This window comes from Priestia sp. J2, from assembly GCF_020790095.1.
Lineage (GTDB): Bacteria > Bacillota > Bacilli > Bacillales > Bacillaceae_H > Priestia > Priestia zanthoxyli.
Genome location: NZ_CP086208.1, coordinates 3559076 through 3584146, shown reverse-complemented (window position 1 = coordinate 3584146; position 25071 = coordinate 3559076). Strand labels below are relative to the sequence as shown.

The following is a 25071-nucleotide window of genomic DNA, read 5'->3' as shown; positions in this document are numbered from 1 at the left end:
TTTAGCTATCGTTAAACAAAATAGCCCATTTTAGACCAAAATCCAATCGATATGAGCTATGTCTACATATAATACCTTAACCCATGTAAGTTTAAAGTTTTTTCCTTTAGTTAAATATCACGAAAGGAAGTGTTTGTATGTCTAGTTATGGTGGAGCTGGTTCTGGTTTTGCTTTATTAGTTGTTCTGTTTATTCTTCTTGTCATTATTGGATGCAGCTGTTACGGCCGCGGATTTGGCTGTTAATAACAATAAAAAAGTCTTTCTCTAATTTGAGAAAGACTTTTTTATTCGAGGTTGTGAGGGAGTGCTTTTATACGCAATAGAACTGATTGGGCGGAATTCAAACACTCTATTGCAGAGGGCGTAAAACTCGTATATGGGATCTGAGGATGCTTCATTGTATGTAAAAGAAACTAAAAGGTTATTGTTTTTTTATAGTGATATAAAACGTAGTTTATCCACTTCGTGGAGCACATTTCGTTTTTTATCATATGCTAAATGTATGAAGAAGAAGGAGGTGAAGTTTATGTTCTTTGGCGGTTATGGCGGAGGTTGTGGCTATGGTTATGGCGGCGGCTGCGGTTACGGCGGTGGCAGTGGTTTTGCTTTAATTATCGTGCTGTTTATCTTATTAATCATTATTGGCTGTGCTTGTTGGGGAGGATTTGGCGGTTGCTAATTATTAGCCTGCCTTTATCTCTAACTTAAAAAAGTTAGCTTTATGCTAGCTTTTTTTCTGTGTTGAATTTGTACATGTCAAGTGATTACGCTTTATATTTGCCGCGTTAACCAATGGTTTACAGCTTGTTACTAAGCGTTTATGGAATTTTTTACATATTTATTGTAAGCTAAGCCTTAGAGGTGATGAGAGTGAATTTAGGGGAACAGCTGCAGAAGTTAAGGGAAGAAAAAAAGATGTCCAGGGAAGACTTAGCTGGGGAAATGAATGTATCTAGACAAGCCGTCTATAAGTGGGAAAATAATAAAGGGTATCCGGATATTGAGAACCTTATTAAGTTAAGTGAGGTTTATAATGTGACGCTGGATGAATTAATTAAGGGAGATCAATCATTTCAAAGCAAAATAGCAATTGATCGAAAAAAAAGTGAGGATTTTTCAGATCCTGGTTTTGTGGTTGGAATCATTCTTGTATTCGTAGGATTATTTTTAGATTTAGGTAAATTTTCAGCGGGGGTTACCATACTAGGTTTTCTAACGATGTTTTTTTATGAGGATTTAATGAAAACGTTTTGGAATATAAAAAAAGATTTTAAGGAAGAAAGGTAAGTGGACAGGCTTTAAGGAACCTTAAAGCCTGTTTTTGTACTTGTAGTCATAAAAACATTAACATTGGTTATTATTTTCTTTTAGAGGGTTTATTAAAAATGTTAGTAGTAAGGAAATGAACGGTTTTCCACAAAATTTCTTAGCCTAATTCACAGTTTCGTCTGTAAACGAATGGTTTACGGGCGATTACCATACGTTTTCAATTCTATGATTTTTTGTAGGATTTAGGTTTTTATGTTAAGTTATGGGTATCCTTCAATTGTTTTAGAAAGGAGTGAATTTATATCTTAAAAACAGCAGTTGCTTCAATCAGTGCGGGTGTTTTATTTAGCTTATGTGCAAAAATAATGATGCATACAAGATGGTCAAAGTATTTTCTAAAAGCAAATGAAGCTACTCATAGGCCAATAAACTTTGTCCTTCAGGGAGCTTTGTTTGCGATTATCATGTTTATTATGCTTTTAATTGTAAAACCTTTTACATAAGAAAATAGTGTTATAGCTAAAGGGATCAATTCTTAAACATTCCTATTGGTTACCAAAATATTTGCCCGGGAAATGGAGCGATGTTGTTTTCTCTACTGAACCAGCTATATACGGATATTAACAGTTTTTAGAAAGGAGTATTGGATGTTAGTTAAAGCACTAATTACAGCAATCATTGGAGGCATTCTGTTTCCATTGTTCTTCAAGCTATTTACCCGAAAATCCTTAGATAAAAAGACTATTAGACCTGTCAGTCAAGGATTTTTCTTCGCGGTTATCTTCTTTATAATCCTTATGGTTACAAAAACCTTCAGTTAAAGTTATATTACAGATAATCTCTGTTCTATTATGGATTGCTCCAGAAGGAAATTAAGTGAATTAAAGGAACTCAAACCCAAGGAATACGTATATTCTTTGGGTTTTTTATAAGATTTCAAGAGTAAAGCCTCCTTTTACTTAGAAATATTAAAGCGATGATAATGAGTATGTAAGCAAAGTGTCACGAGATTCGAAGGTCTTTAAATATTTAAAAAATAATTTGTGCAAACGATTGCATTAAATTATTAGTTTAGTATATAATGTTCAAATAAAAGTATTCTAATGTTTTTAATAATTAGATTTTATGAAACTTTCAAGAAGGTATAAGCGATAGTCAGCAGCTTACGGATGAGCAGATAGTGAAAATTCTTACATACTCAAACAGCATTTTTAGACAGGACTATTAGTTATGCCGTATTCCTGAGGTAATCTAGCAAAATAGAAAACAGCCAGCCAAAGACACTAGCATTTACAGTATTCATCGTTGTTTTGAAAACGTTCACAACACATGTTGTAGCACTTTACATCAGAACATCTATCTTTTGCGGCTGTTAATTGAATCATAGGAGGCAGTTATGTTAGAAGAAAGAATCGTTGAAACCAGTGAAAAAAGCGTTCAGCCAAACTTACCTTATCTACCGATCAGTACCATATGGTTAATTAGTTTTGGATTTTTAGGTGTACAAATGGCATTCTCATTACAGAGTTCAAATATGGGACGTATATTTCAAACAATCGGTGCTGATCCAACTACATTAGGCTTTTTCTTTATTTTACCGCCGTTGGCCGGTTTAGTGGTTCAGCCCTTAGTTGGTTATTTTTCAGATCGTACCTGGATGCCAAGGCTTGGCCGTCGTATACCCTATCTACTGATTGGCGCAATTGTAGCCGTAATTGTTATGTGTTTGCTGCCAAACGCCGGCAGTTTTGGTTTTAGTGCGGTGGCTGCTATGACTTTTGGCGCCATCACTATTTTGTTTATGGACGTATCATCAAATGTAGCCATGCAGCCATTTAAGATGATGGTTGGAGACATGGTCAATGAAGAGCAAAAAGGTTTTGCCTATTCTATTCAAAGTTTTCTATCAAACAGCGGTGCTGTGCTAGCCTGTATTTTCCCTTTTGTTTTAACGGTATTAGGCGTATCAAATAGTGCACCAAAAGGAGTAGTACCACAATCAGTTGTTATTTCATTTTATGTTGGAGCCGTTGTGTTAATTATTTGTAGTTTATTTACAATACTTAAAGTAAAAGAATATTCACCTGCAGAATTTGCAGCATACCATGGTATTCCAGATGAAGCTACAAAAGAAAATGTAAACGTTTTTAAACTGCTTCGCAACGCTCCAAAGGTTTTTTGGACGGTCACACTTGTTCAATTTTTCTGCTGGATGGGCTTTCAATATTTATGGACATACGGTACAGGTGCAGTCGCTGAAAACGTTTGGTATACGAATCAGCCGTCTAGCTCCGGCTATCAAGCAGCTGGCAACTGGTTCGGCATTTTATCAGCTGTACAGTCGATTGCCGCAGTCATTTGGTCACTAGTTTTGTCACGCGTAGCCAACAACAAACGTAAGCCAGCGTATGCTTTTAGTTTACTGCTAGGCGGTATTGGTTTTGGATCTGTCTTTTTTATTCACAATCAATGGATGCTGATTGCTTCATTTATTTTAATTGGCATCGCTTGGGCTGCTATGATGACGTTTCCGTTCACGATGCTTACCAACGCCCTGTCAGGAAAGAATATGGGAACATATCTAGGGTTATTTAATGGAAGTATTTGTTTGCCGCAAATTATAGCTTCTTGCTTGAGTTTTGCTTTGTTCCCAATAATCGGATCTTCTATGCCGGGCATGATTTTAATCTCAGGTATTTTACTTGCTACGGGAGCAGCGTCTGTTTCGATTATTAAGGAAACATATACAAAGTAATTAGTAGCTGTCCATGGTACAAAAGCAGCGTGGTTTCTTAGTTTTTTTGTGTTCGAGCTATTGACCGGAATCTATAAACATCTTATTTTTGTATTGACTATCATGATAAAATGTAAACGAATTCAATCTAGTGGGAAATTTGATAACAAGAATGGAGAATGAATCAATGAAAACTGAAAAAGAAAAAATGGTGGATGGCGAGCTGTATTTTCCAGCAGACCAAGAATTAGTAAAGGACCGGGAAGATGCAAGAAGGCTTGTTCGTTCGTTTAACGGTACAGATGAGACGAATTATGAAAAGCGTACCGAGTTACTAAAGGAACTATTTGGTTCAACAGGAGAACGCATTTACCTTGAATCTAACTTTCGATGCGACTACGGATACAATATCCACGTAGGAGAAAATTTTTATGCGAACTTTGACTGCACACTTTTAGATGGGGGACGAATTACAATAGGTAAGAACTGCATGATGGCACCGGGCGTACATATTTATACGAATACTCATCCTGTGAATGCAGAACAGCGAATTACAGAAGTTGAATATACCAAGCCCGTCACGATTGGAGATAATGTATGGATTGGGGGACGAGCTGTCATCAATCCAGGCGTTACAATTGGACATAATGCTGTAATCGCTTCCGGAGCTGTTGTGATAAAAGATGTTCCAGATCATGTAGTAGTGGGAGGGAACCCCGCAAAAATTATAAAAAAGTTGGATTAATTTTTACTAGCTAAACATTGTTTATAAATTAACTAAAAAATAAAGAGTTATTCCCGATAGAAATGAATCTTTCTGTAAAAATCAATATCTGTTTTTAAAAAAACAAAATGTTCGAGCAGCACTAAACCTATGGATACTCAGCAGGTTTAGTGCTGTTCTTTTATGTTGAGATGATCTCTTTATCTGACTGCAAGTCATATCATCTCTAACTCAGCTTATTAACATAATCTTCTAATAAGAAAGTTTCTGCCACTTTTACACTTTGGGGGAATTTTCATTTATGTGTACGTGTAAAACGGATGAAATTATTCCAAATTCCGATCTAACAATATGCCGGTTTGCTCGGCTATTACATCGGTTGGAACGTGCATCCCGTTTTTAAACCACCATTCTACTGTCCCTACAACGGCCGAGGCAAAGAACTGAATAACAACCTCTTTACGCAACCCTTTGTTTTCTCCTTCAGTTGTATCAACTTCAGGACCATACTCTTGGATGACTAACTCGAGAAAACGGCTGCGGAAATAATGAGCGCCTTTACTTTCTAACATGGTTGAAAAGAAGAGATGGTGACGCTCAAAATATTCAAACCAAACATAATTTCCTTCTTGGAACGTCATATCAGCAGCCGAATGACATAGTTCTTCGAGGTTGTTCATATGTTCTTCAATCATCTTATCTAATAAATCATATTTATCCATATAGTGAAGATAAATCGTGCCTCGGTTAACGTTTGCTTTGTCAGCAATATCCTGAATGGTAATGTCATCAAATCGTTTTTGGGTCATTAATTCAGTCACTGCGTTTTTTATAGCCTCTTGGCTCTTTAGTATTCTTCTATCCACTTTCGCCATTTTAAAAACCTCACTTTTTTTAAAAGATATTCAACAATACCTCTTCATTTGTTGAGTAATCAACGAATCGCCTTCAATTAACGATTGAAAGGATTTTATTTGCTTTTATAATTATAGACAGATGTTGATTAATCAATCAATATTGATTATTTTTTCAACAGAAAGATAGAGAGTTTTAAAAGTATAAAAAAATGAAATTCAAGAGGAGGGATGTGTATGAACCGTATTGATAAGAGTGCAGAAAAATATAAACAGCTGTTTGGCGATGGTGTTCCGGCTACACATGTTACCGATCCGGATTTTCAAGACATTCTGAGCCATTTCATTTTTGGAGAAGTTTTTTATCAAGGTGACCTAGACGATAAGCAACGTGAACTAATTACACTGGTCGTTCTGGTTACTAACCAGACGTTATCTCAGTTAAAAGCACATGTTAGCGCAGCGCTGAATGTTGGGCTAACGCCTGTAGAAATTAAAGAGGCTGTTTATCAGTGTGCGCCATATATTGGCTTTCCAAAAACGTTAAATGCCGTCAATGAAGTGAATGAGGTTTTTAAAGCAAACCATATCGCGTTACCGCTTGAAAGCCAAAAGGCGATAGATGAACAGAATCGTTTGCAAAAAGGGCTGGCTACTCAAGTAGAGATTTTCGGAGATGTTATTAAAAAAATGCAGAAGAATGCTCCATTGAATCAAACGCATATACAGGAATATCTTTCTGCTTTTTGCTTCGGAGATTTCTACACCCGCAGCGGACTTGATTTGAAAACAAGAGAGCTATTAACTCTCTGTATTGTAAGTGCGTTAGGCGGTGCTGAAGGTCAAGTGAAGGCACATGTACAAGGTAACCTGAATGTTGGAAATGACAAGGGACGATTGATTGATGCAATTACTCACTGTCTTCCATATATGGGGTTTCCAAGAACACTAAATGCATTAGCTTGTATTAATGAAATTAGCCCTGAAAACTAAGAGAAGAGAGTGAAAAATTTCTGTTTTATGTGAAGAACTTCCTGATAAGAAATGGGAAACCAAAGCATATAAGACAAGCTACTACAAAAAATAAACAATTCAAAGGAGATAAAAAACATGTTTAACGAAACGTATAAATTATCAAACGGTGTAGAAATTCCGCTATTAGGCCTGGGTACTTGGCTGCTTGATGATGAACAGGCAGCGCAGGCAGTGCGTGATGCGGTATCTAGCGAGTATCGTCATATTGATACGGCACAAGCTTATATGAATGAAGCTGGTATAGGCGAAGGAATCCGTTCATGCGGTGTTGCAAGAGAAGAACTTTTTATTACAACAAAGGTTGCAGCAGAAGCAAAAACTTATGAGGAAGTTACGAATTCCATTGATGAGTCTTTAACAAAGTTGGGGCTGGATTACATTGATCTTCTAATTACCCACAGTCCACAGCCTTGGACGGAGTTTAGAGAAGAGAAACGTTACTTCGAAGAAAACAAAGAGGCATGGAAAGCAATGGAGGATGCTTATAAGGCAGGGAAGGTAAAGGCAATCGGCCTTTCTAACTTCCTTCAGGATGATATAGAGAATATTCTTTCTAGCTGTGAAATCAAGCCTATGGTCAATCAAATATTGGCACATGTGAGCAATACGCCTTTGGAGTTAATTGAGTTCTGCCAGAAGAATGGTATCTTGGTAGAAGCATATTCACCAATTGCGCACGGTGCGGTTCTTGATAATAAAGAAGTGAAGGTAATAGCTGATAAATACGGAGTGTCTGTTGCTCAGCTTTGCCTGCGCTATGATATTCAGCTTGGTCTTGCAGTCATTCCTAAGACGGCAAACCCAGATCATATGAGAATCAATGCAAAGCTTGACTTTGTGATCAGCGATGCAGATATGGAGACTTTGAAAAATGTAGAACCTATTCAAGATTATGGTGAGCATAGCTACTTCCCGGTATTTGGCGGGAAATTAAAATAAACGGCTAACGAATGAGGACTTTTTATAGCAATGAATGATAGTATTGGAGGAATCAAAATGGCAAAACATGAAGAAGTAAAAAATGGCGTTATTTTTCCAGTAGGTGAAAAGAATGAAGCGTATGCACAATTTTTTGTTGGACAAAGTTATCTCCAAACCTTAATCGCAGATCCTAAAGTGAACGTTGGAGTTGGAAATGTAACCTTTGAACCTGGATGCCGCAATAACTGGCATATTCATCGTGATGGATTTCAGCTTCTATTAGTAACAGGGGGCGAAGGTTGGTACCAAGAAGAAGAAAAACCTGCACAATTCTTAAAAGCTGGAGATGTTATTGTGACGCATGATGGTGTCAAACATTGGCATGGTGCTGCAAAAGACAGCTGGTTTGAACACATTGCCATCACTGCCGGTACGCCGGAGTGGTTAGAACCAGTAACGGATGAGGAATATAATAGCATAAAATAATAGATCGTATGTATCTTAGAAGCAAAAACCCTACGGATTATTACTAATAATTCGTAGGGTTTTTATTATAAATTCAAGATGTCATAGGAAATAGCCTTAACGCTATAAAAGTTCACCAATCGATTTGTTTTCCGTCTTTAAAAAAGAATCCGGAAGGTCCTTCGGGTCCAATCGTTGCTAACCAAAGAATAGAACGAGCAGCTTGCTGCGGCGTTCTTGGAGCTGATGGTCCACCCATATCTGAGCTTACCCATCCTGGATCGACCGCGTTAATTTTGATATCTTTGGTGCTTTCCACAGCTATTAATTGCGTTAAGCCATTTAGAATAAGCTTGGATAACTTATAAGCGCCCACTCCTGAAGAAGACATTTCACTCATTGCTCCATATTCGGAGGAAACATTAATAATTCTTCCGTAGGCTTGCTGTTCCATAAGAGGCATAAAGGAACGGATTACGTGGTAGGCACCGAAGAAATTCGTTTCTAGCGTTTTTTCTAGAACAGAAGGGTCCAAGTTCACTAATTTTTGATTTTTATCTAAATATATGCCCGCGTTATTAATTAACACATCTAATCTTCCATATTGCTCACTTACTTTAGCCGCAGCTTGACCGATACTTGTTTGATTGTTTATATCCATTGTCAAAAATGAAACATCAAGATGAGAGTCTTTCAGTTTTTGCACGGCTTTATGTCCGGTTTCTGAATTTCGGCTCGTCAAAATGACCTTAAAACCTTTCATCGCCAATTGTCTCACTAGTTCATAGCCAATACCGCGATTTCCTCCGGTGACGAGTGCAACTTTAGTATGTTTTTCCATTTCAAGTCCTCCATTTTTTATATATGAATGCTGTAAGCATTGATTAGAACAGATTTCAGCTTTTCATAGATGTAATAAAAGAAAACAAAGGGATCCTACTAGGGATCCCGAAAGAAAGTTGCGTTGATGTCTTATTTTGAAAGTTGACTTACAGGACGTTTCATATAACTTCTTGGTAAAATAAATAGTGCGCTTAATACTAATGACAAGATGCCTACTAGTACAACGTATTGTATACCCATTCCTGATATAAATAGTCCACCTACGGCTGTACCAATGGTTGTTCCTAAGTTAACGGATGCTAAAAATAATCCATTCGCGAAATCAGGAGCTTCTGGAGCTGCTGATGAAATCCAGTATTGGTTAATATTCGTTCCTATACCAGCAAATATTCCCCAAACTAAAGTCATGATAGCCATCGGCCAAGTAAACTGTCCGATAAAGAATAAAATGATGTAAACGACTCCCAATGCGAAAGGAAAAACGACTACAGTTTTAATGGCATTTTTCGTAAGTAATTTCCCTGCGATAATGTTTCCGATAATATTTGCCACACCGTACAGCACCAGCATGAAACTAATTAATTGTCCAGAAAGGTTCGTAACGCTTTTAAGATACTCAGCAAGATAGCTATATACCCCAAATACTGCTGAATTGAGTAAAAGGACAGCAATGATCGAAAGCCAAGTAACGGGTTTTTTTAATACGCTGAGCTGTGCTCCGTATGAAAGTCTTTCTTTAACAGGCATTGAAGGGAAGAATGCCCACGTAGCAATAAATACTATCGCGTTAATAACAGCAAAAAACGTCATTGATAGTTGAAACGAGACTGTACTTGCAAGAAAACTTGCGATCGGCACACCAAGTACCATACCTGCAGATACGCCAATAAAGACTTTGGAAACAGCTTTTGGAGCCTCTTCCTTGCTAACTGAGTTCGCTGCCATTGTAAAAGCTGCTGAAAAATAAATTGGATGAAAAATAGCTGGAATCACACGCGCAATGATGGCAATAGCAAAATTAGAAGTAAAGATAGAGATAATGTTACCGAAAATGAAAATACCAAGTACAAGCAGCATTGCCTTCTTGCGATTGACTCCCGAAAATAATAACGGCATCGTTGGACCGGATATTGACACAGTAAGCGCAAAGAGACTCACCAGCCATCCTGCCTTTGATACACTGATATGAAAGTGATCCGCAATGTAGGATAATATCCCTATAACGCCCATTTCGGTATTGATAATACCGAAAGCTCCTAAAGTTAAGACAAATATAAGTAGCTTAGTTTGTTTAGACATAAAATAAAGATCCTTCTTTCTGAAAAATGTTGTGTTCTAGTTGCTGTAAAGCGGGTTGTTTAAAGGTGTATTGTCATGTTTTTACTTAGTCACTTTTTCAATTCTACCTGTAAAATCACCATCAACATTTTCAAAATTTTCCTTTCCTGATTCAATTTGACCTAGTATGATAAGGTCGTTTGTAGCATCCTCAAAATCTTTGTAAAAAATAGCTACATTTCCCCAAGGAGCGTAATAAGCAAAGTCTCCTTTTTTGGATAGGTCTCCGGCTTGTACATCATCTATAGATAATCTTTTTTGTAAAATACTAACTTTCTCTTTACCTATATAATCTTCAAACGTTACGGTTAAAGGCAGTTGAGCTAGAAAATCCTTACTTGCTGGATTATCGTACATCCTAACAAACACTTCTTTGTTGTTGAACGTTAACTTTATTCTTGTATTTGAAATACTAACTTCTTCTGTTTGTTCTGGTACTCGGTTTAAATGCTTACTGGCATTATGGTCGGTTGCAGATGAATTATTGTTGCCACAAGCGGCAAGGACAACGCTTGTTACTAAGATAGAAGCTAGGCACAACAGCTTTTTCATCTTAAGCTCCTTTCCACATTGAATTATTAAAGATGTTGATGGTGTGATATAAACTTCTGTGTTGTTTATTCTAACGGCTTCTTCCAAATATAAAAAATACTTATATCTTATATCATGATATGTTTGATAAGCATTTCTGGAGTGTATATACTAAAGCTTATGAAAGGAGGAGAGGGATATAGAAATTCGAGTTTTGCGGTATTTTCTTACGGTTGCAAGAGAAGGAAACATCACGAAGGCCGCTGATGTTTTGCATGTGACTCAGCCAACACTGTCTAGACAATTAAAAGATCTTGAACAAGAGTTGGGCAAAAAATTATTTATTCGCAGCAGTCACAGTATCATTTTGACAGATGAAGGAATGCTTCTGCGAAACAGGGCAGAGGAAATTGTTAATATGGTCGATAAATTGGAGGCGGAGTTTAGTTCCATGGAAGAAACAATAGGTGGTGATATTTATATAGGGGGCGGGGAGACAGAAGCAATGAAACATATTGCACGAGTCGCAAAAGATGTGCAGGTACGTTATCCCAATATACGATATCACCTCTACAGCGGAAACGAAGAAGATATAACGGAACGGCTTGACAAGGGGCTGCTTGACTTTGGCATTTTAATTCAACCGGCTGATATTTCAAAATACAATTATCTTAATATCCCTGCCAAAGATGTTTGGGGCGTTGTGATGAGAAGAGACAGTCCTCTTGCCCTCAAAGAAAGCATTCAAGCTGCGGATTTATTAAACGCTCCACTAATCTGTTCACGACAGGCCATGAAGCAGACATTTTCAAAAAATGAATTTTCGGATTGGTTTGGCGAAGACTTTCATAAATTAAACATCGTTACTACATACAATCTTGCATATAATGCTGCCATTATGGTTGAAGAAGGCATTGGGTATGCCATAACACTTGATAAAATAGTCAATACGTCTACTAATAGCAACCTTTGTTTCAGGCCGTTACAGCCAAGACTTGAATCGGGTTTAAATATTGTGTGGAAAAAGCATCATGTTCTTTCAGCTGCAGCTGATGCGTTTTTAAAAGAACTGCAGGGGGAATTTTCACAAACTCTAAACTGACAGCGCATCGGTCTAGTTCAAACAAATGGAGTAAAAAGACTTATCTATACGGTATGGTAGATAAGTCTTTTTACTGCGGGTATGGAGGTGATGTTAAGAGCCTTAGGATGTTTTATTATGATGTATTAACTCCCATTCGCCAGGGTTAGTGTCATCTGGCGATAAACCGTTAATAATATCAAGATAATGATTAGCTTTTTCGTCCATATATTTTACAGTTCTTTTAGCTTCCTTTACAGAGAGCGATTGAAGATAAAAGAGACGTACCTAAAAATAGCAGGCTTGAACGAGTAAGCGCTGATTAGAGACCGGTTAACTTTCATAGATCTTAATGGAATATAGATGTATAAAAGCGTAGCCTGTCACGAGTTCACGCTTTTATAGTGAGAGCTTAAAACGTAGACTTCATTTTGCAAAGAAGAAATTTTTAAAAAGATAAGTGAGACGAACATTTCACCAATTTTTCACTATTAGATGCTAGTATAAATATCAGTAATGCAATACAACATTTTCTATAGAACTCCCCTATTTAGGCTGACCTTTTAAGGTGAGCTTTTTTTGTGTCTGTAATTAATATGCTCCATAGAACATGGAAAAAAGTAAATATAGGCACTCCAATAAAAGCGATAAAAGCTGAAGCAATAAGAGAAGCAATCCAATAAATCTTCCATGTGCTAAAGAATTGGTAAACTAATGTAAGTATAACCGGGATAACTGCAAAATCAACGGAATTAAAACGATGAGTAAAGACCAATAATTGATGAGGGTAGCTCCATACGCCAAAGAACTTTCCGAGTTCATCCACAGTACCAACTAAAACAAAGCTAATGAAAAAAATACTAAGAGAATAAATATTATTCGTTGTCGGTCAATGAGGAGATAAAAAACGAATAGAAAAGCGCACTTAAAATGATAATTAGCCACCATTGAGCACTAAATAAATCATGATGAAGCCAGTAATCGTATTGTTTATCATTAACACGCTGGGTAAGAACTTCTAACTGATTAACCATAAACACCACCTCCTTACGAGTATGTGCGAAAAAGAGGTGGTTCATGCAATTAGTCACTTCGTTAGATTTTTTCTTTTTATGGGTTTTGTAATGTATTAAATAAAAAAGGAAATCTACAGCGCTTGTTCTGAGCTTACGTTATTTTGTTTAAATGTCGTATGAATCATAAAGGCAATAAGAATGGAGGCTAGGACTAGAGAAGAGCCTGCCGTACCTAAGTCTAAACCGCCTTTTTCATGTGGCTTTGTCAAAAGATCTCCAAATGTTGCTCCGAAAGGGCGAGTCAAAACGAATGCTACCCAAAATAAAAACACACGAGAAATCTTTGTATAGAAGGTACATATAACAATGAATGCTAGTAAGCTGCCAATTAAAATAGCTCCACCTATATATCCAAGGCCAGACGTATCAGACAAAAAATCTCCTAAAGCTGTACCTAATGTGTTTGAGAAAAGGATGGCAATCCAATAAAGTATTTCAGCCTTGCGGTTTCTAATATAGTTGATATTTAATGAACGCTCGCTAAAATACCAGTATGCAAATATCGACAACAATATAGTGATTAATATCATCGAGCCTTTTGCGTAACCTAATGCCAGTGTACGATCCATAAAATCAGACATAGTTGTGCCAGCTACGCTAGTTGACAGAATAACAGTCCAATAAAGGGCCGGAATATACCTCTTAGAGCTTAGTTGAGCTACAAGTGTAATTAAAAATATGCTAAAAAAGATCAGCGTACTAACTGCATATCCAACTCCTAATGTTTGTGCTAACAAGTCACCTGCGGTTTCACCCAGTGTCGTAGCAGAAATCTTCATAATCCAAAAAACAAGGGTAATTTGTGCAATTTTATTCATTGGCGAAGATGCTTGCATTTTTAATTTTTCTCTCCTTCTTGTGCTAACTGTTTATTCTCTTAAATAAACGGCACACTTGCCTAACGTTTTTCTTAAAGAAATTTTTTAAAAGCTTCATCGCTGCAATTCAAACTGTACAGTCTTTTTCTAAAATCAAAATGAAAAATAAATAAGAATTTAATGAGATTTTTATAAAAAACTTTTTATTAATGTTTTATCAACTCTGTTGCACCATGATGTTTTTATAAAAATAAAATATTTATTTTTTATCGAATTCTCATTTTAATTTCATTTTAATTTCATTTTAATTTCATTACACAGTATTAAATTTAAATTATGTGAGCCAAGTTTTTTAAACATAACGTTATGCCTTCAGCTTTTGAAACTAGAAAATAAGTACAATTCATTAAAAGAAGGAGAACGTTGAACAGTTGTTAAGAGGTCAAAGATGATGATACTTAAGAAATTTTTAAGAAACAGCTAGTAAGATTATAAATAGCATGACTATTGGTAGGAAGGTGCCATTTTGATACGTTTTCAAAAAAAGAAGAAAAGACATACATATATTTTGATAGGAGGGATTCTTACTGTAGGAGGACTTATTTTTGTTGGAACCTTGTACAAAGGTAGCTTACTTTCTTTAGACAAGCTTTCTTGGAGTGAACCTCAACAAGTGAGTCAATTATTTTCCACTTACAAAGAAAACTCTATCTTAAAGAATAAGCTAGCCACTGAAAATCAGGAGGAAGCAAATGCTTATAAGTTGGAATATGAAAACAAAGTCTTAAAAAAAATTTTAAAAGCAGAAGATCAGGTGAAAACCTATAATCCTGTAACAGCTACCGTAATTGGCCGCTCAACGAACAACTGGAACAATGAATTAACAATTGATAAAGGAAAGAAGCAGGGGTTAAAAATAGATATGAATGTGCTAGGTACAAATGGAGTCGTTGGGAAGGTATCCAAAGTTTTTTCGTCAACCTCTATCGTAGAACTAATTAGCTCAAACCTTAGGACAAATCGTATGGCGGTAATGTTAAAGGATAGGAAAAGCGTGAATGGAACATTAGAAGGCTACGATGATAAAAGAGGTAATTTAATTATTAGAAAAATCCCTAGTGAGGCTGAGGTTAATGTAGGAGATAAAGTTCAAACCTCTCCTATCAGTTCAATCTTTCAAAGGAAGTTAGCCTTAGGAAAAGTCATCAAAGTAAAGCCTGATGAATATGGATTAACGCAATTGGCCGTTGTAAAACCCTCATCCAACTTTAATGATATTAGTGAAGTAATTGTTATTAAAGCAAAGAACAATGGGTAGGGAATTTAATATCACATTCTAATAGAAGTCTTTTATCTTATGTTTTTATGTTCAGCACTTAAAATTTCTTATTGTCTACTGAGATGTTGGTTTGTGATAGCTATACACTTCTCTTTATTATTGGAAAGAGCGATCGATATGCAAAGCAAAAATATAGAGATTGAAAAGAGGGGTTAGTTAGATGAAAGAAAGTATTTTAATTGTGGAAGATGAAGTAGAAATAGGCAATATATTAAAAATGGAACTTGAACATGAAGGTTACCAAGTGAAAATTAAAAACAATGGAAGAGATGGTCTCGAAATGGCCTTATCAAATATGTTTGATTTAATTTTACTTGACATTATGCTACCGGAAATGAGTGGTATAGAGGTCTTGCGTAAAGTAAGAAAGAGAGAAAATTACGTGCCTATTATTCTTTTGACAGCTCGCAACTCAACTCTAGACAAAATACTGGGGTTAGATCATGGCGCAAACGACTATATAACTAAGCCATTTAAAACTGAAGAATTGCTGGCTCGGATACGTTCTTTACTACGTTATAAGCACCTTGTTATTAGGAATAAGGTAGAAAAAGACTCGTTATTATTAATTGAAGATATGGTTATAAATACTGAATCAAGAGAAGTAACTAGAGCTGGGCAAAAAATCAGCTTAACCCCTAAAGAGTATGATTTATTAATTTACTTAGTCATCCATAAAAATAAGACGGTTACTCGTGAAGGAATCTTACTAAATGTATGGGGATATGAATACGAAGGAGATACAAATATACTTGATGTTTATATAAGTTATTTGAGAAAGAAAATTGAAGAAGGATTTAGTCCCTCACTCATTGAGACTGTTCGAGGTATAGGATACACCATTAAAGAAAGTTAAAGAAACAAGGAAAGCAACTTTATATGATTCATTAAAGAAGATTAAGAAATAAATTCATTTATTCTTAATCTCTTTTTTATTCAAATCTAATTTTTATTTGATAAATTGAAGAAAAGCCTATAAAGAAGAAAGTCATAGAAAACTTATTTCATATTTCTTCTTATTATCTTTCAAAATGGAGGGATATAGTACTAGTACTCATATTCATTTGTAGAAGCAGTTTTTACGTTTTTAATTTTTAGACAAAGGAGAGTACTTTATATGCAAAAGGTACTAATTGTAGAGGATGAAGAAGGATTAGTAGAATTTTTAGAATTAGAACTAAAATATGAAGGATATTTAGTTGACGTAGCTTACGATGGTCGTACTGGTTTAGATAAAGCAACCAAGCAGAAGTACGATATTATATTATTGGATTTAATGATGCCTGGATTAAATGGAATTGAGGTATGCAGAAGACTAAGAACAACTAAGGATACTCCTGTTATTATGCTCACAGCTAAGGATAGTGTCATGGATAGGGTAATGGGGCTTGATAATGGAGCTGACGATTATTTGTCCAAACCATTTGCAATTGAAGAATTATTTGCAAGAATGCGAGTCATTTTTAGACGTCAAGAAAACAACAAGATGCTGGATCAGAAGCTACTATTAACATTTAAAGATATTGAACTTGATTTGGAATCAAGAACAGTGATAAAAGAAAAAAAACTAATTGAACTCACGAATAAAGAATTTGAACTCCTAGCCATTTTTATGCGTAACATTAACAAAGTATTAACGAGAGACATACTTTTAGAGCAAGTGTGGGGGTACGATTCAGTTGTTGAAACGAATGTTGTCGATGTATATGTTAGATATTTAAGAAATAAATTAAGTGCGCAGGACAAAGAGTTATATATTCAAACCATCAGAGGGGTTGGGTACGTGATGCGTGATGTTTAAATGAGAAAGTGGATAAAGTGTATAAAAGATTTGCCTATAAGATGGAAGATAACGTTATGGTCTTCCATGTTTTTATTTTTTCTTTTTCTCTCTTATAACCTCTTTCAATACATTGTGATTGATAACGGTATTTTAAATTATGAGAAGCAAAATGGTATTCATCAATTAAACGAGGTTCTCGCTTTTATTCAATCTGATGATGAACCTTTATCCTTAAAACAAATTGAAAGCAGTGAAGGATACTTATCGAAAATTAATGAAAAGAATCAGTTGATTCGTGTTCTTGATAGGAAAGGGAACATTATAACCAGTACCTCAAACAATGTTTCACCAAATTGGCAGCAACCGAAGGCGGTGAAGCACCAAGAGTATAAAGTGATTCGAAACCACGATGAACGTCTACTCGTTCTTCGTTCTCCAATTGTCACCGACAACTTCACTGGAACGGTTGAAATTGTTAGAAATATGGAGATGTCTGATGCTTTTATGGACAAGATTTTTTTATTAATGCTTGCTGCAGGGATAGGCTCACTAATCTTTAGTATTCTAGGTGGAACCATTCTAGCAAAGAAAATACTATCTAACGTTCAAGCGTTAACATTGACGATGAAAAAAATAAAAACAAATGGCCTTGAAGAACGTGTTCCAGTTAATGAGAAAAACGATGAATTTGCTCAATTAGGCAGTTTATTTAATGAGTTGATGGATAGCCTCGAAGACTCTTTTTTACAGCAAAAACAGTTTGTAGAGGATGCTTCACATGAATTAAGAACTCCGTTAGCCATTATCCAAGGACATTTGACATTGTTAAATCGCTGGGGGAAAAATGAAGCAGCAGTATTAGATAAATCCTTGAAATCCAGTCTGAAAGAAGTAGAGCGTTTAACGAATCTTGTGCAAGAATTATTGGAGCTATCCCGAGCTGAAAATAGTCTGATAAATCCTGTAGATGTTGAACCTATTAACGTATTGGCCACTGTTCAACATGTTGTAAGGAATTTTGAAGTACTGTATAACAACTATGAGTTTAAAATAAGACACTCACATGAAAATCTGTACGTGAATATTTCTTCTCGCCATCTAGAACAAATATTAATCATTTTGTTAGATAATGCAGTCAAATATTCTAAGAAGGAAGAGAAAGAGGTAGTTATAGACTGTTCTCTCATCAATGAAAAGGTATCCCTTAAAATAATGGATAAAGGAATTGGAATTCCAGAAGAGGATATACCTTATATTTTAAATAGATTTTACCGAGTGGATAAGGCAAGGAGCAGAAAACAAGGAGGACTTGGCTTAGGACTGGCTATAGCCAAACGATGGATTGAAAAGTACCACGGTACGATTAACATCGAGAGTAAAGAGGGCGAAGGAACAAATGTAACGGCTGTATGGCCTCTGTTTACTAACTCTCTATAAATGTGCATATAAAACAAGCTCTTTATTTTTAATACTCCTAACTTCAAAAGCAAAGAAGCATCAAAATCTAAAAGGAAAAAGACCTTATCACATTTCATCAAAAGTAGCTTGATAAAGCACAGAAAGTAGAGGTGTCTAGTATGAAGTTGAAGTTTCAATTTACACTTGCTTTTATATTAAGCTTGTTGTCCCTTATTTGTTTTAGTGGGATGGCTCTTTTAATTAATGGATCAAAAATTGTCGCATTTGATCGGTCTATTATATCGCTAATTCAAGGGTTCGAAACTCCTGGGCTAACGACTATTATGAAATGCTTTACTTTTATTGGCTCTACGCCATCTGTTGCAGTGATTTCTCTCTTTAGTTTGTTTTTTCTCTATAAGGTATTAAAACATCGAGCGGAGCTTATTTTATTTATCGCGATTATTGTAGGTTCTCCAATCCTCAATGAGCTGCTAAAACTACTTTTTCATCGTGCACGTCCTGACTTCCATCGATTAATCGAAATCAATGGTTATAGCTTTCCAAGTGGGCATGCTATGAGTGCTTTTGCTGTTTACGGCGTCCTTTCATTTTTGCTCTGGCGTCATATTTCTACTCGCTGGGGACGTACACTTTTAATCGTTATTACCACTACAATGATTCTAGCAATAGGTATTAGTCGTATTTACTTAGGCGTGCATTATCCTAGCGACGTTATTGGAGGCTATTTTGCTAGCGGCTGCTGGCTAGCTATTGCTATTTGGTTCTATCAACGCTATCAGGAGAAGAAGGTTGAGCAAAGAAGATCTACTCAAAGTAAAGAATGAATACGATGATATATCAACACGGAAATAATCATATAGGCTAAGGATGCAAGTGACTGGCTTCATAATTAAGTGTGGATTATCAAAAGTACTGATATGAACAGCCAGCATTGATTTATGGACGTTTTTTCAGTAGGGGGAATAAAAAACGAATCTATAAGAACTGCATTTTTTATAAAGATGATACACCACCTAGGAAATGAAATTTTTGATAGCATTCTACTTAAAACAGTCATAAAATTGACTGTTTTTATTATTAGAAAATGTAAAATAACGGTTACTTTTTTCTTGAACTTATTACAAAAAAATCAAATGAAATTGATCCATTTCTATCGATTGTGGCAGAAACTGTTAAATTTTATCTTAAAAAGTGATATTCTTACAGTAATTCAATCAATATACTTTCAAAGCTATTTGTGGATTGAATTTTTACAGTATAAAAAATATTGAGAGTCATGATTACTGTATTACTCTGAGACTAAGGATGAGCAATGTATGAACAAACTTATAATACCAGCCATACTCGTTATATTCGCTTTGTGGATCTTATTACAATTAGCTTTAGACGGGAATATCTTTAAAAACCCGCTAAATTATTTTATCTTAATTACGGTTTTTTTTTTATTTATCAAGCAAGCAAAAGAAAAATAGCCTGACATCGCTGCTGTGTAGTCTATAGTTATAGGCTGCTTTTTCTTTTGGCCGCGTTAAAAATAATTCCATCTATAAGCTAATTAGAAAAAGAAGGTTGAACCTTGCTTTATAAAAAATACCTTACGAACGTAAAATGATTAAAATTTTAAAAATATTAAACAGTACCTTGCAATAAACAATAGCTGGTGATATATTGTAATTATTAGGAAGTTATTATAAATCAGTACTATACAATAAACAGTAGTGGACTGTGAAAAGAAAAGGGTGAAGAACAGTGAACGTGCAATTTAAAAAAGGAGTTTTAGAGCTTTGTGTCCTTGTATTACTGGATAAGAAAGACCGCTATGGATATGAATTAGTTCAAAAAATCTCCGATCAAATTGAAATATCAGAAGGGTCGGTATATCCTCTTCTGCGCCGATTAACAAAAGAAGAATATTTTACAACGTATTTAAAGGAATCTACAGAAGGTCCTTCAAGGAAATATTATCAGCTTACAGCTAAAGGAAGGGAGTATTTATACGAACTTATCGATGAATGGAACGAATTTTCAAGAGGTGTTAATCAATTAATTAAAGAAGGTGTGAACAATGTCGAAGAGTAAATTTTTACAGCAATTAAATGAATCCTTAAAACCATTGTCCTCAAAAGAACGAGCGGATATTTTACAAGATTATGAAGAACATTTTTCCATTGGGTTAGAAGAAGGAAAAACAGAAGAAGAAATTGTAGCGTCGCTAGGATCCCCGAATCAAATAGCCAAAGAATTACTGGCAGATTATCACGTTGAGCAAGCAACAGCTAAGGCAACAACTCAAAATATTTTGAGAGCCACTTGGGCCGTAATTGGTTTAGCTTTTTTTAATGTAGTAATTGTTCTTGGTCCGGCCGTTGCATTAGCTGGCTTTATTTTATCAGCTTGGGCCATAGGTCTATGTTTCTTGCTATCTCCTATTCTAGTTCTCGGTGAAGCTATTGTACATTGGAGCGGCTTTTTTCTCTTTAATTTATTTATGTCGTTAGCATTTTGCGGAATTGGATATTTTATTATGCTAGGTATGTTTGTTGTAACGAAGCTAGCTATAAAAGGATTTGTACGTTATCTGAAATACAATGTATCACTGGTGAAAGGCGGTTTAAAACGTGTTGAATAAAAAGAAACTCTCCGTTCTTGCGGGTATTCTCATCCTTGTTGGGATTATAGGAAGTCTCCTTACGTATCGTGCTATTAACCCTGAACCTATTTCAAAAGAAAAAGTTATTAACAGCAATCAAGTATCAAAGGTAAACATTAATACGGATAATACTCGTGTTCATGTGTACCCTATCAAAGGCAGTGATATCAAAGTAACGTTAAAAGGCGAAACATCTTCTAACATAAAAAGAGACTTCACTACTAATGTTAAAAATTCAACCCTTTTTATCTCCTATAATGAACAGCAGCGCAGCTGGGTCAATTTTGACATTGTTAGTGTATTAAAACCGCTATCCATCAACGTTTATCTGCCTGAAAAACAATATAATTCATTGGGGATTTCCAGCAACAACGGGTACGTGTCTGTTAAAAAATTACGTGCAGCAGATGTTTCTGTTCGTGCGAACAATGGACGTGTGGAATTAGAAGACATTGATTCACAAAACCTAAATACGAACGTACACAATGGACTTACAAGTGTAAAAAATGCTGCAGCAAAAACGATTCAAACGAAAGCAAATAACGGGAAAATAACGCTGAGTAACGTGGAAGGCAATTTAAAAGGTGAAACACATAACGGAAGTATTGTTCTTGAAACAGCAGAACTTAATCGAAATATAGACTTTAAAACGCACAATGGAAAAATTAAGATCACCACAGAAAAAGAACCAAGTAACGTTCAATTTAACGTTTCTGTCGACAACGGAAAAGTAGATATCTTGAACAAATATGATAGGGACGTTGTTATTGGCAAAGGAAAGAATATCATTAAACTAGCTACTCACAACGGCAGTATTTCAGTAATAAAGTAACTGTTTGAATAAGCTTGCCTACAAAAAAGCAGAGACACAGCTAGCCTGAGATAATCAAAAAAGGGTTTCACTCATTAAACGTTGATGAGTGGAACCTTTTTTCTATGCAAGATTAATAAGCTAAAAGCTTGTTACTACACAAAAAAATAGATAGTAATATTATATTCTTTTGAATTTTTATTCATTTTAATTTATAATTTGGTAAGTAAATGCAGAATAAGGTTCTAATAGAACAATTATTCCAAAACTTGCGTGCTAGAAAAATAAGCTGTATTCATTTTAATCTGAATATTATTAATAGTTTGATTAACTTTGATATCACGCAGGAATGAGAGGGAGAAGCATTCAAAAAAAAACGACTTTAGGGGGAACAACATGATATTTGGTGTATTGAAAGATAATAAAGTGGGAGAGTATCGAGTAATTATGACGCCTGTGGAGGCTGCTGCTATTAAAGATGACGGCCATACGGTTCTTGTTCAAAAAGATGCGGGCGTACTAGCGGGATTTGCGAATGAACAGTATGAAAAAGAAGGGGCGGAAATAGTAGAAACAACAGAAGAGATGTATGAAAGATGTGACTTTATCGCAAAAGTTAAAGAGATTGAAGAAAGTGAATATAAGCTGCTTAAGGAAAACCAAATTATCTATACGTGTATACATCCAGCTGCACATAAAGAGCAGGTACAGGCTATACTCGATAGCAAATGTATTGCGTTCACAGCAGAGGATTCTCATAGATTTGGTTCAGTTAACTGTGAAGCAGCGGGAAAACAAGGTGCATTAATGGGTCTGCAGGCAATGCTAACGATTAACGGAGGGAAAGGAAAATTTGTTAGTGGCTTAGCCGGAGCCCCTGGTATGAAGGTGCTTATCCTTGGAGGAGGACTAGTAGGAAGGTCGGCGCTGCAGGTGCTACATTCTTTAGGCGCGTGGTGTACTGTAATGGATATCAATTACGGAACATTAAGAGATATTGGCAAAACGTATAATGAAAAAGTAAATACGCAGCTATCAACTAAGCAAAATATTAAAAAATTGCTTCCTGAAATTGATATGGTGATTAACTGTGTTAAATGGCCAAAGGAACGCGAAGATTATTTAATAGATCGTGATATGCTCAATTTAATGGAAAAAGGATCAGTTATTGTAGATATTAGCAATGATACTGACGGTGCGATTGAGTCCTTCCGTGAAACAACTCATGAAAATCCTACATATATCGAAAATGGTGTCGTTCATTATTGTGTCAGCAATATTCCTGGAGCTATTGCTAATTCTACTTCTGTAGCTTATGCGGCATCTGTATTGCCACATATCCAATCTATCCTAAATTCAGGTGTAAAATCAGCCTGTATGAAAGACGGATTTTTAAGACGAAGCTTAACCGCTTATAAAGGATACCTTACACATGAAGAAACAAGTGCTATCCAAAATAGACCTTGGATCAAACCAGAAGACGTATTACATATAAAAGAAGAAAAACTAGACCCAGCACCACCGGCTACATCAACAAGATCAACTAATTTTTTAAGCATGTAACGTTACGAAAGGAGGATATGAATGACTGTATATACGATACTAGTAGATTTTGCTTGTGCCAGCGTCCTGATTCTAATAGGCATGCTGCTTCGCGCAAAATTTAAATTTATTCAAAGAAGTTTTATTCCGGCAAGCTTATTGGCAGGTTTTTTAGGTTTAGCACTAGGACCTAGCTTTCTAAATGTTCTACCTTTTTCTGAAGATATTAGCTCCTATGCAGGAATCATCACCATCTTTGTGTTTGCGGCAGTTGGGATAAACGGGTTTTCTTTTTCACCAGGCAACATGAAAAAGGATATTAATAGAATGGGCGCATATGCCACTTATAAAATTCTTTGTATAGGTCTTCAAATGTCTATTCCAATTGTTTTTTCAATTTTAGTGATTTCAAAGTTTGCCCCGGAGATTAATAACGGATTTGGTTTACTTTTAGCAGCTGGATTTTATGGAGGTCATGGAACGGCGGCAGCGGTAGGCACAACCTTCGAAAATTTAGGCTGGGAAAATGCAACTGACTTGGGAATGACAGCTGCTACTGGCGGTATTTTAGCAGGTATTTTTGGCGGATTGATTTTTATAAAATGGGCAACTCGAAAAGGTTATACTCATTATGTAAAAGATTTTTCGGAAATTTCGGAGGATCTAAAAACAGGATTAGTTCAGCCTAAAAATAGAACGGCAATGGGGAATGACACGATTTCACCAATTGCCATGGATCCATTAGCCTTTCATTTAGCATTATTAGTTGTGCCGTCAGGTTTGGGCTATCTATTAAATAACTATATTGCTACTGCTTGGGGACTGGAATTTCCAACGTTTACAATAGCGTTTTTAATAGCGTTGCTTATGTACATATTGCTAGGCAAAGGAGAAAAAGGGGTTTACAAATACGTTGATAGTAAGATAGTCGATCGTTTAGGCAGTGCAGCAACTGATTTTCTTGTATTTTTCGGTGTAGCATCAATTAAATTACCGATTGTTGTTGAATATGCACTTCCGCTTGGTTTGTTAATGCTTTCAGGTATAGTAGTAGTGGTGGTGATGCTAGTCGTAATTGGGCCCGCTATGAACTATGAAAGCTGGTTTGAACGTTCTATATTTGTGTATGGCTACTCAACAGGTGTATTCGCTATCGGACTTACATTACTAAGAATTATTGATCCTAACAATAAATCAAAAACACTTACAGACACAGCGGTAGTTGGACCGCTTAATACGCCGTTAGAATTATTTGCATGGTCAGCGGGGCCTGTTATGCTGCTAAGCGGACAGCACTGGACGTTTGTTGGGATTTTTGCAGGCATATCAATTCTATGTTTCGTCATCGCTCGAATCTTCAAATGGTGGCACTGGAAGGTTCCTTTAGGCGAGCGTCCTCCTGTTCCATTAGATAGAAATGAAGGCTTTATTCGGATATCGGGAGAACATATTGAAAAATAACGTAGGTTAAATAAAATATGTATACTTGACTACTTATATTTATATCTTATGAACGAGAAACAAGAGCCCGTAAACATATGTTTACGGGCTCTTACAATCCGATGAGAAGTTTGTGATAGAGAACGATAAATTCGTCCGTTTTCTACCATGATTTATCTCTTGTTTTTCTTAATTAATGGATTGTTAGTGCTTGACCTATATTAAGCAGATTGTCTAGATATTTATAGTCTCCGTAAGTAGAAATCTTTAAAAATATACCTTCTTTTACTCGGAAACCGGAATATTTTTCAGAGTTGTACGATACTATTTTCTGATACAACCTATTCTTACAACAGGTATTTTCTTTGTTTTACCTATAAAACCCTATTGAAA

Annotated in this window: 26 protein-coding genes; 20 read left to right on the top strand and 6 right to left on the bottom strand. The window is 35.7% G+C overall.

What is annotated here, in order from left to right:
* The first annotated feature begins 137 nt into the window (after window positions 1-137).
* The 5 genes from LJY09_RS18540 to LJY09_RS18520 all read left to right on the top strand — a co-directional run bounded on the left by LJY09_RS18540 (window position 138) and on the right by LJY09_RS18520 (window position 4750).
* A complete protein-coding gene (locus LJY09_RS18540) occupies window positions 138-245 on the top strand; it encodes a YjcZ family sporulation protein (RefSeq protein ID WP_081213975.1) in 108 nt (35 codons plus the stop codon).
* A 283-nt stretch (window positions 246-528) separates the two neighbouring features.
* Window positions 529-681 (top strand): YjcZ family sporulation protein, encoded by a 153-nt coding sequence (locus LJY09_RS18535; protein WP_013058439.1) that lies wholly within the window; start codon window positions 529-531, stop codon window positions 679-681.
* 191 nt (window positions 682-872) lie between these two features.
* Window positions 873-1289, top strand: a complete 417-nt coding sequence (locus LJY09_RS18530; RefSeq protein WP_098112454.1) for a helix-turn-helix domain-containing protein — start codon at window positions 873-875, stop codon at window positions 1287-1289.
* Window positions 1290-2667: 1378 nt separating this feature from the next.
* The gene (locus LJY09_RS18525) at window positions 2668-4026 is read left to right on the top strand and encodes an SLC45 family MFS transporter (protein WP_028414902.1); all 1359 of its coding nucleotides are present in this window, start codon (window positions 2668-2670) and stop codon (window positions 4024-4026) included.
* Window positions 4027-4192: 166 nt separating this feature from the next.
* Entirely contained in the window at window positions 4193-4750 is a 558-nt protein-coding gene (locus LJY09_RS18520; RefSeq protein WP_098112455.1) for a sugar O-acetyltransferase, read from the top strand.
* A gap of 305 nt (window positions 4751-5055) precedes the next feature.
* Here LJY09_RS18520 and LJY09_RS18515 read toward each other — a convergent pair whose 3' ends face one another.
* On the bottom strand, window positions 5056-5604 hold the full coding sequence (locus tag LJY09_RS18515; protein WP_028414900.1) for a TetR/AcrR family transcriptional regulator: 549 nt from the start codon (window positions 5602-5604) through the stop codon (window positions 5056-5058).
* 216 nt (window positions 5605-5820) lie between these two features.
* Here LJY09_RS18515 and LJY09_RS18510 point away from each other — a divergent pair, with 216 nt between their 5' ends.
* The 3 genes from LJY09_RS18510 to LJY09_RS18500 all read left to right on the top strand — a co-directional run bounded on the left by LJY09_RS18510 (window position 5821) and on the right by LJY09_RS18500 (window position 8025).
* Complete coding sequence (locus LJY09_RS18510) at window positions 5821-6576, top strand: carboxymuconolactone decarboxylase family protein (RefSeq protein ID WP_098999663.1); 756 nt, start codon at window positions 5821-5823, stop codon at window positions 6574-6576.
* Window positions 6577-6693: 117 nt separating this feature from the next.
* A complete protein-coding gene (locus LJY09_RS18505; RefSeq protein WP_098999664.1) occupies window positions 6694-7557 on the top strand; it encodes an aldo/keto reductase in 864 nt (287 codons plus the stop codon).
* A 57-nt stretch (window positions 7558-7614) separates the two neighbouring features.
* Window positions 7615-8025, top strand: coding sequence for a cupin domain-containing protein (locus LJY09_RS18500; RefSeq protein ID WP_098999665.1), 411 nt, complete (start codon window positions 7615-7617; stop codon window positions 8023-8025).
* 112 nt (window positions 8026-8137) lie between these two features.
* Here the strand turns inward: LJY09_RS18500 and LJY09_RS18495 are convergent, their stop codons facing one another.
* The 3 genes from LJY09_RS18495 to LJY09_RS18485 form a co-directional block, all read right to left on the bottom strand.
* Window positions 8138-8845 carry an SDR family oxidoreductase gene (locus LJY09_RS18495; RefSeq protein WP_098999666.1) on the bottom strand — a complete coding sequence of 236 codons (708 nt, stop codon included), beginning with the start codon at window positions 8843-8845 and terminating at the stop codon, window positions 8138-8140.
* A 131-nt stretch (window positions 8846-8976) separates the two neighbouring features.
* Window positions 8977-10146, bottom strand: coding sequence for an MFS transporter (locus LJY09_RS18490; RefSeq protein ID WP_098999667.1), 1170 nt, complete (start codon window positions 10144-10146; stop codon window positions 8977-8979).
* An 81-nt stretch (window positions 10147-10227) separates the two neighbouring features.
* Complete coding sequence (locus LJY09_RS18485) at window positions 10228-10737, bottom strand: cyclophilin-like fold protein (protein ID WP_028414895.1); 510 nt, start codon at window positions 10735-10737, stop codon at window positions 10228-10230.
* Window positions 10738-10915: 178 nt separating this feature from the next.
* Between LJY09_RS18485 and LJY09_RS18480 the strand changes: the two genes are divergently transcribed.
* Window positions 10916-11818, top strand: coding sequence for a LysR family transcriptional regulator (locus LJY09_RS18480; RefSeq protein ID WP_028414894.1), 903 nt, complete (start codon window positions 10916-10918; stop codon window positions 11816-11818).
* 854 nt (window positions 11819-12672) lie between these two features.
* Here LJY09_RS18480 and LJY09_RS18475 read toward each other — a convergent pair.
* Window positions 12673-12831 (bottom strand): hypothetical protein, encoded by a 159-nt coding sequence (locus tag LJY09_RS18475; RefSeq protein ID WP_155017460.1) that lies wholly within the window; start codon window positions 12829-12831, stop codon window positions 12673-12675.
* Between the two features lie 113 nt (window positions 12832-12944).
* Window positions 12945-13709 carry a COG4705 family protein gene (locus LJY09_RS18470; protein ID WP_228123018.1) on the bottom strand — a complete coding sequence of 255 codons (765 nt, stop codon included), beginning with the start codon at window positions 13707-13709 and terminating at the stop codon, window positions 12945-12947.
* 508 nt (window positions 13710-14217) lie between these two features.
* Between LJY09_RS18470 and mreC the strand changes: the two genes are divergently transcribed.
* From mreC to LJY09_RS18415, 11 genes are all read left to right on the top strand, one after another.
* Window positions 14218-15009, top strand: a complete 792-nt coding sequence (gene mreC / locus LJY09_RS18465) for a rod shape-determining protein MreC (protein ID WP_228307380.1) — start codon at window positions 14218-14220, stop codon at window positions 15007-15009.
* A gap of 181 nt (window positions 15010-15190) precedes the next feature.
* Window positions 15191-15886, top strand: a complete 696-nt coding sequence (locus LJY09_RS18460; protein WP_028414892.1) for a response regulator transcription factor — start codon at window positions 15191-15193, stop codon at window positions 15884-15886.
* A gap of 261 nt (window positions 15887-16147) precedes the next feature.
* Window positions 16148-16831 (top strand): response regulator transcription factor, encoded by a 684-nt coding sequence (locus LJY09_RS18455; RefSeq protein WP_028414891.1) that lies wholly within the window; start codon window positions 16148-16150, stop codon window positions 16829-16831.
* Window positions 16832-18250, top strand: a complete 1419-nt coding sequence (locus LJY09_RS18450) for a HAMP domain-containing sensor histidine kinase (RefSeq protein WP_028414890.1) — start codon at window positions 16832-16834, stop codon at window positions 18248-18250. It abuts the gene before it with no gap.
* 140 nt (window positions 18251-18390) lie between these two features.
* Entirely contained in the window at window positions 18391-19059 is a 669-nt protein-coding gene (locus LJY09_RS18445; RefSeq protein ID WP_049165959.1) for a phosphatase PAP2 family protein, read from the top strand.
* A gap of 492 nt (window positions 19060-19551) precedes the next feature.
* Entirely contained in the window at window positions 19552-19707 is a 156-nt protein-coding gene (locus LJY09_RS18440) for a hypothetical protein (protein ID WP_028414887.1), read from the top strand.
* 277 nt (window positions 19708-19984) lie between these two features.
* Window positions 19985-20314 (top strand): PadR family transcriptional regulator, encoded by a 330-nt coding sequence (locus tag LJY09_RS18435; RefSeq protein ID WP_034267458.1) that lies wholly within the window; start codon window positions 19985-19987, stop codon window positions 20312-20314.
* Window positions 20301-20864, top strand: a complete 564-nt coding sequence (locus tag LJY09_RS18430) for an HAAS signaling domain-containing protein (RefSeq protein WP_098626362.1) — start codon at window positions 20301-20303, stop codon at window positions 20862-20864. Before LJY09_RS18435 ends, LJY09_RS18430 begins: the two co-directional genes overlap by 14 nt.
* Complete coding sequence (locus LJY09_RS18425; RefSeq protein WP_028414884.1) at window positions 20854-21717, top strand: DUF4097 family beta strand repeat-containing protein; 864 nt, start codon at window positions 20854-20856, stop codon at window positions 21715-21717. Before LJY09_RS18430 ends, LJY09_RS18425 begins: the two co-directional genes overlap by 11 nt.
* A 375-nt stretch (window positions 21718-22092) precedes the next feature.
* Complete coding sequence (locus tag LJY09_RS18420) at window positions 22093-23259, top strand: alanine dehydrogenase (RefSeq protein WP_228307379.1); 1167 nt, start codon at window positions 22093-22095, stop codon at window positions 23257-23259.
* A gap of 21 nt (window positions 23260-23280) precedes the next feature.
* Window positions 23281-24699, top strand: coding sequence for a sodium/glutamate symporter (locus LJY09_RS18415; protein ID WP_033580029.1), 1419 nt, complete (start codon window positions 23281-23283; stop codon window positions 24697-24699).
* The last annotated feature ends 372 nt before the right edge of the window (window positions 24700-25071 follow it).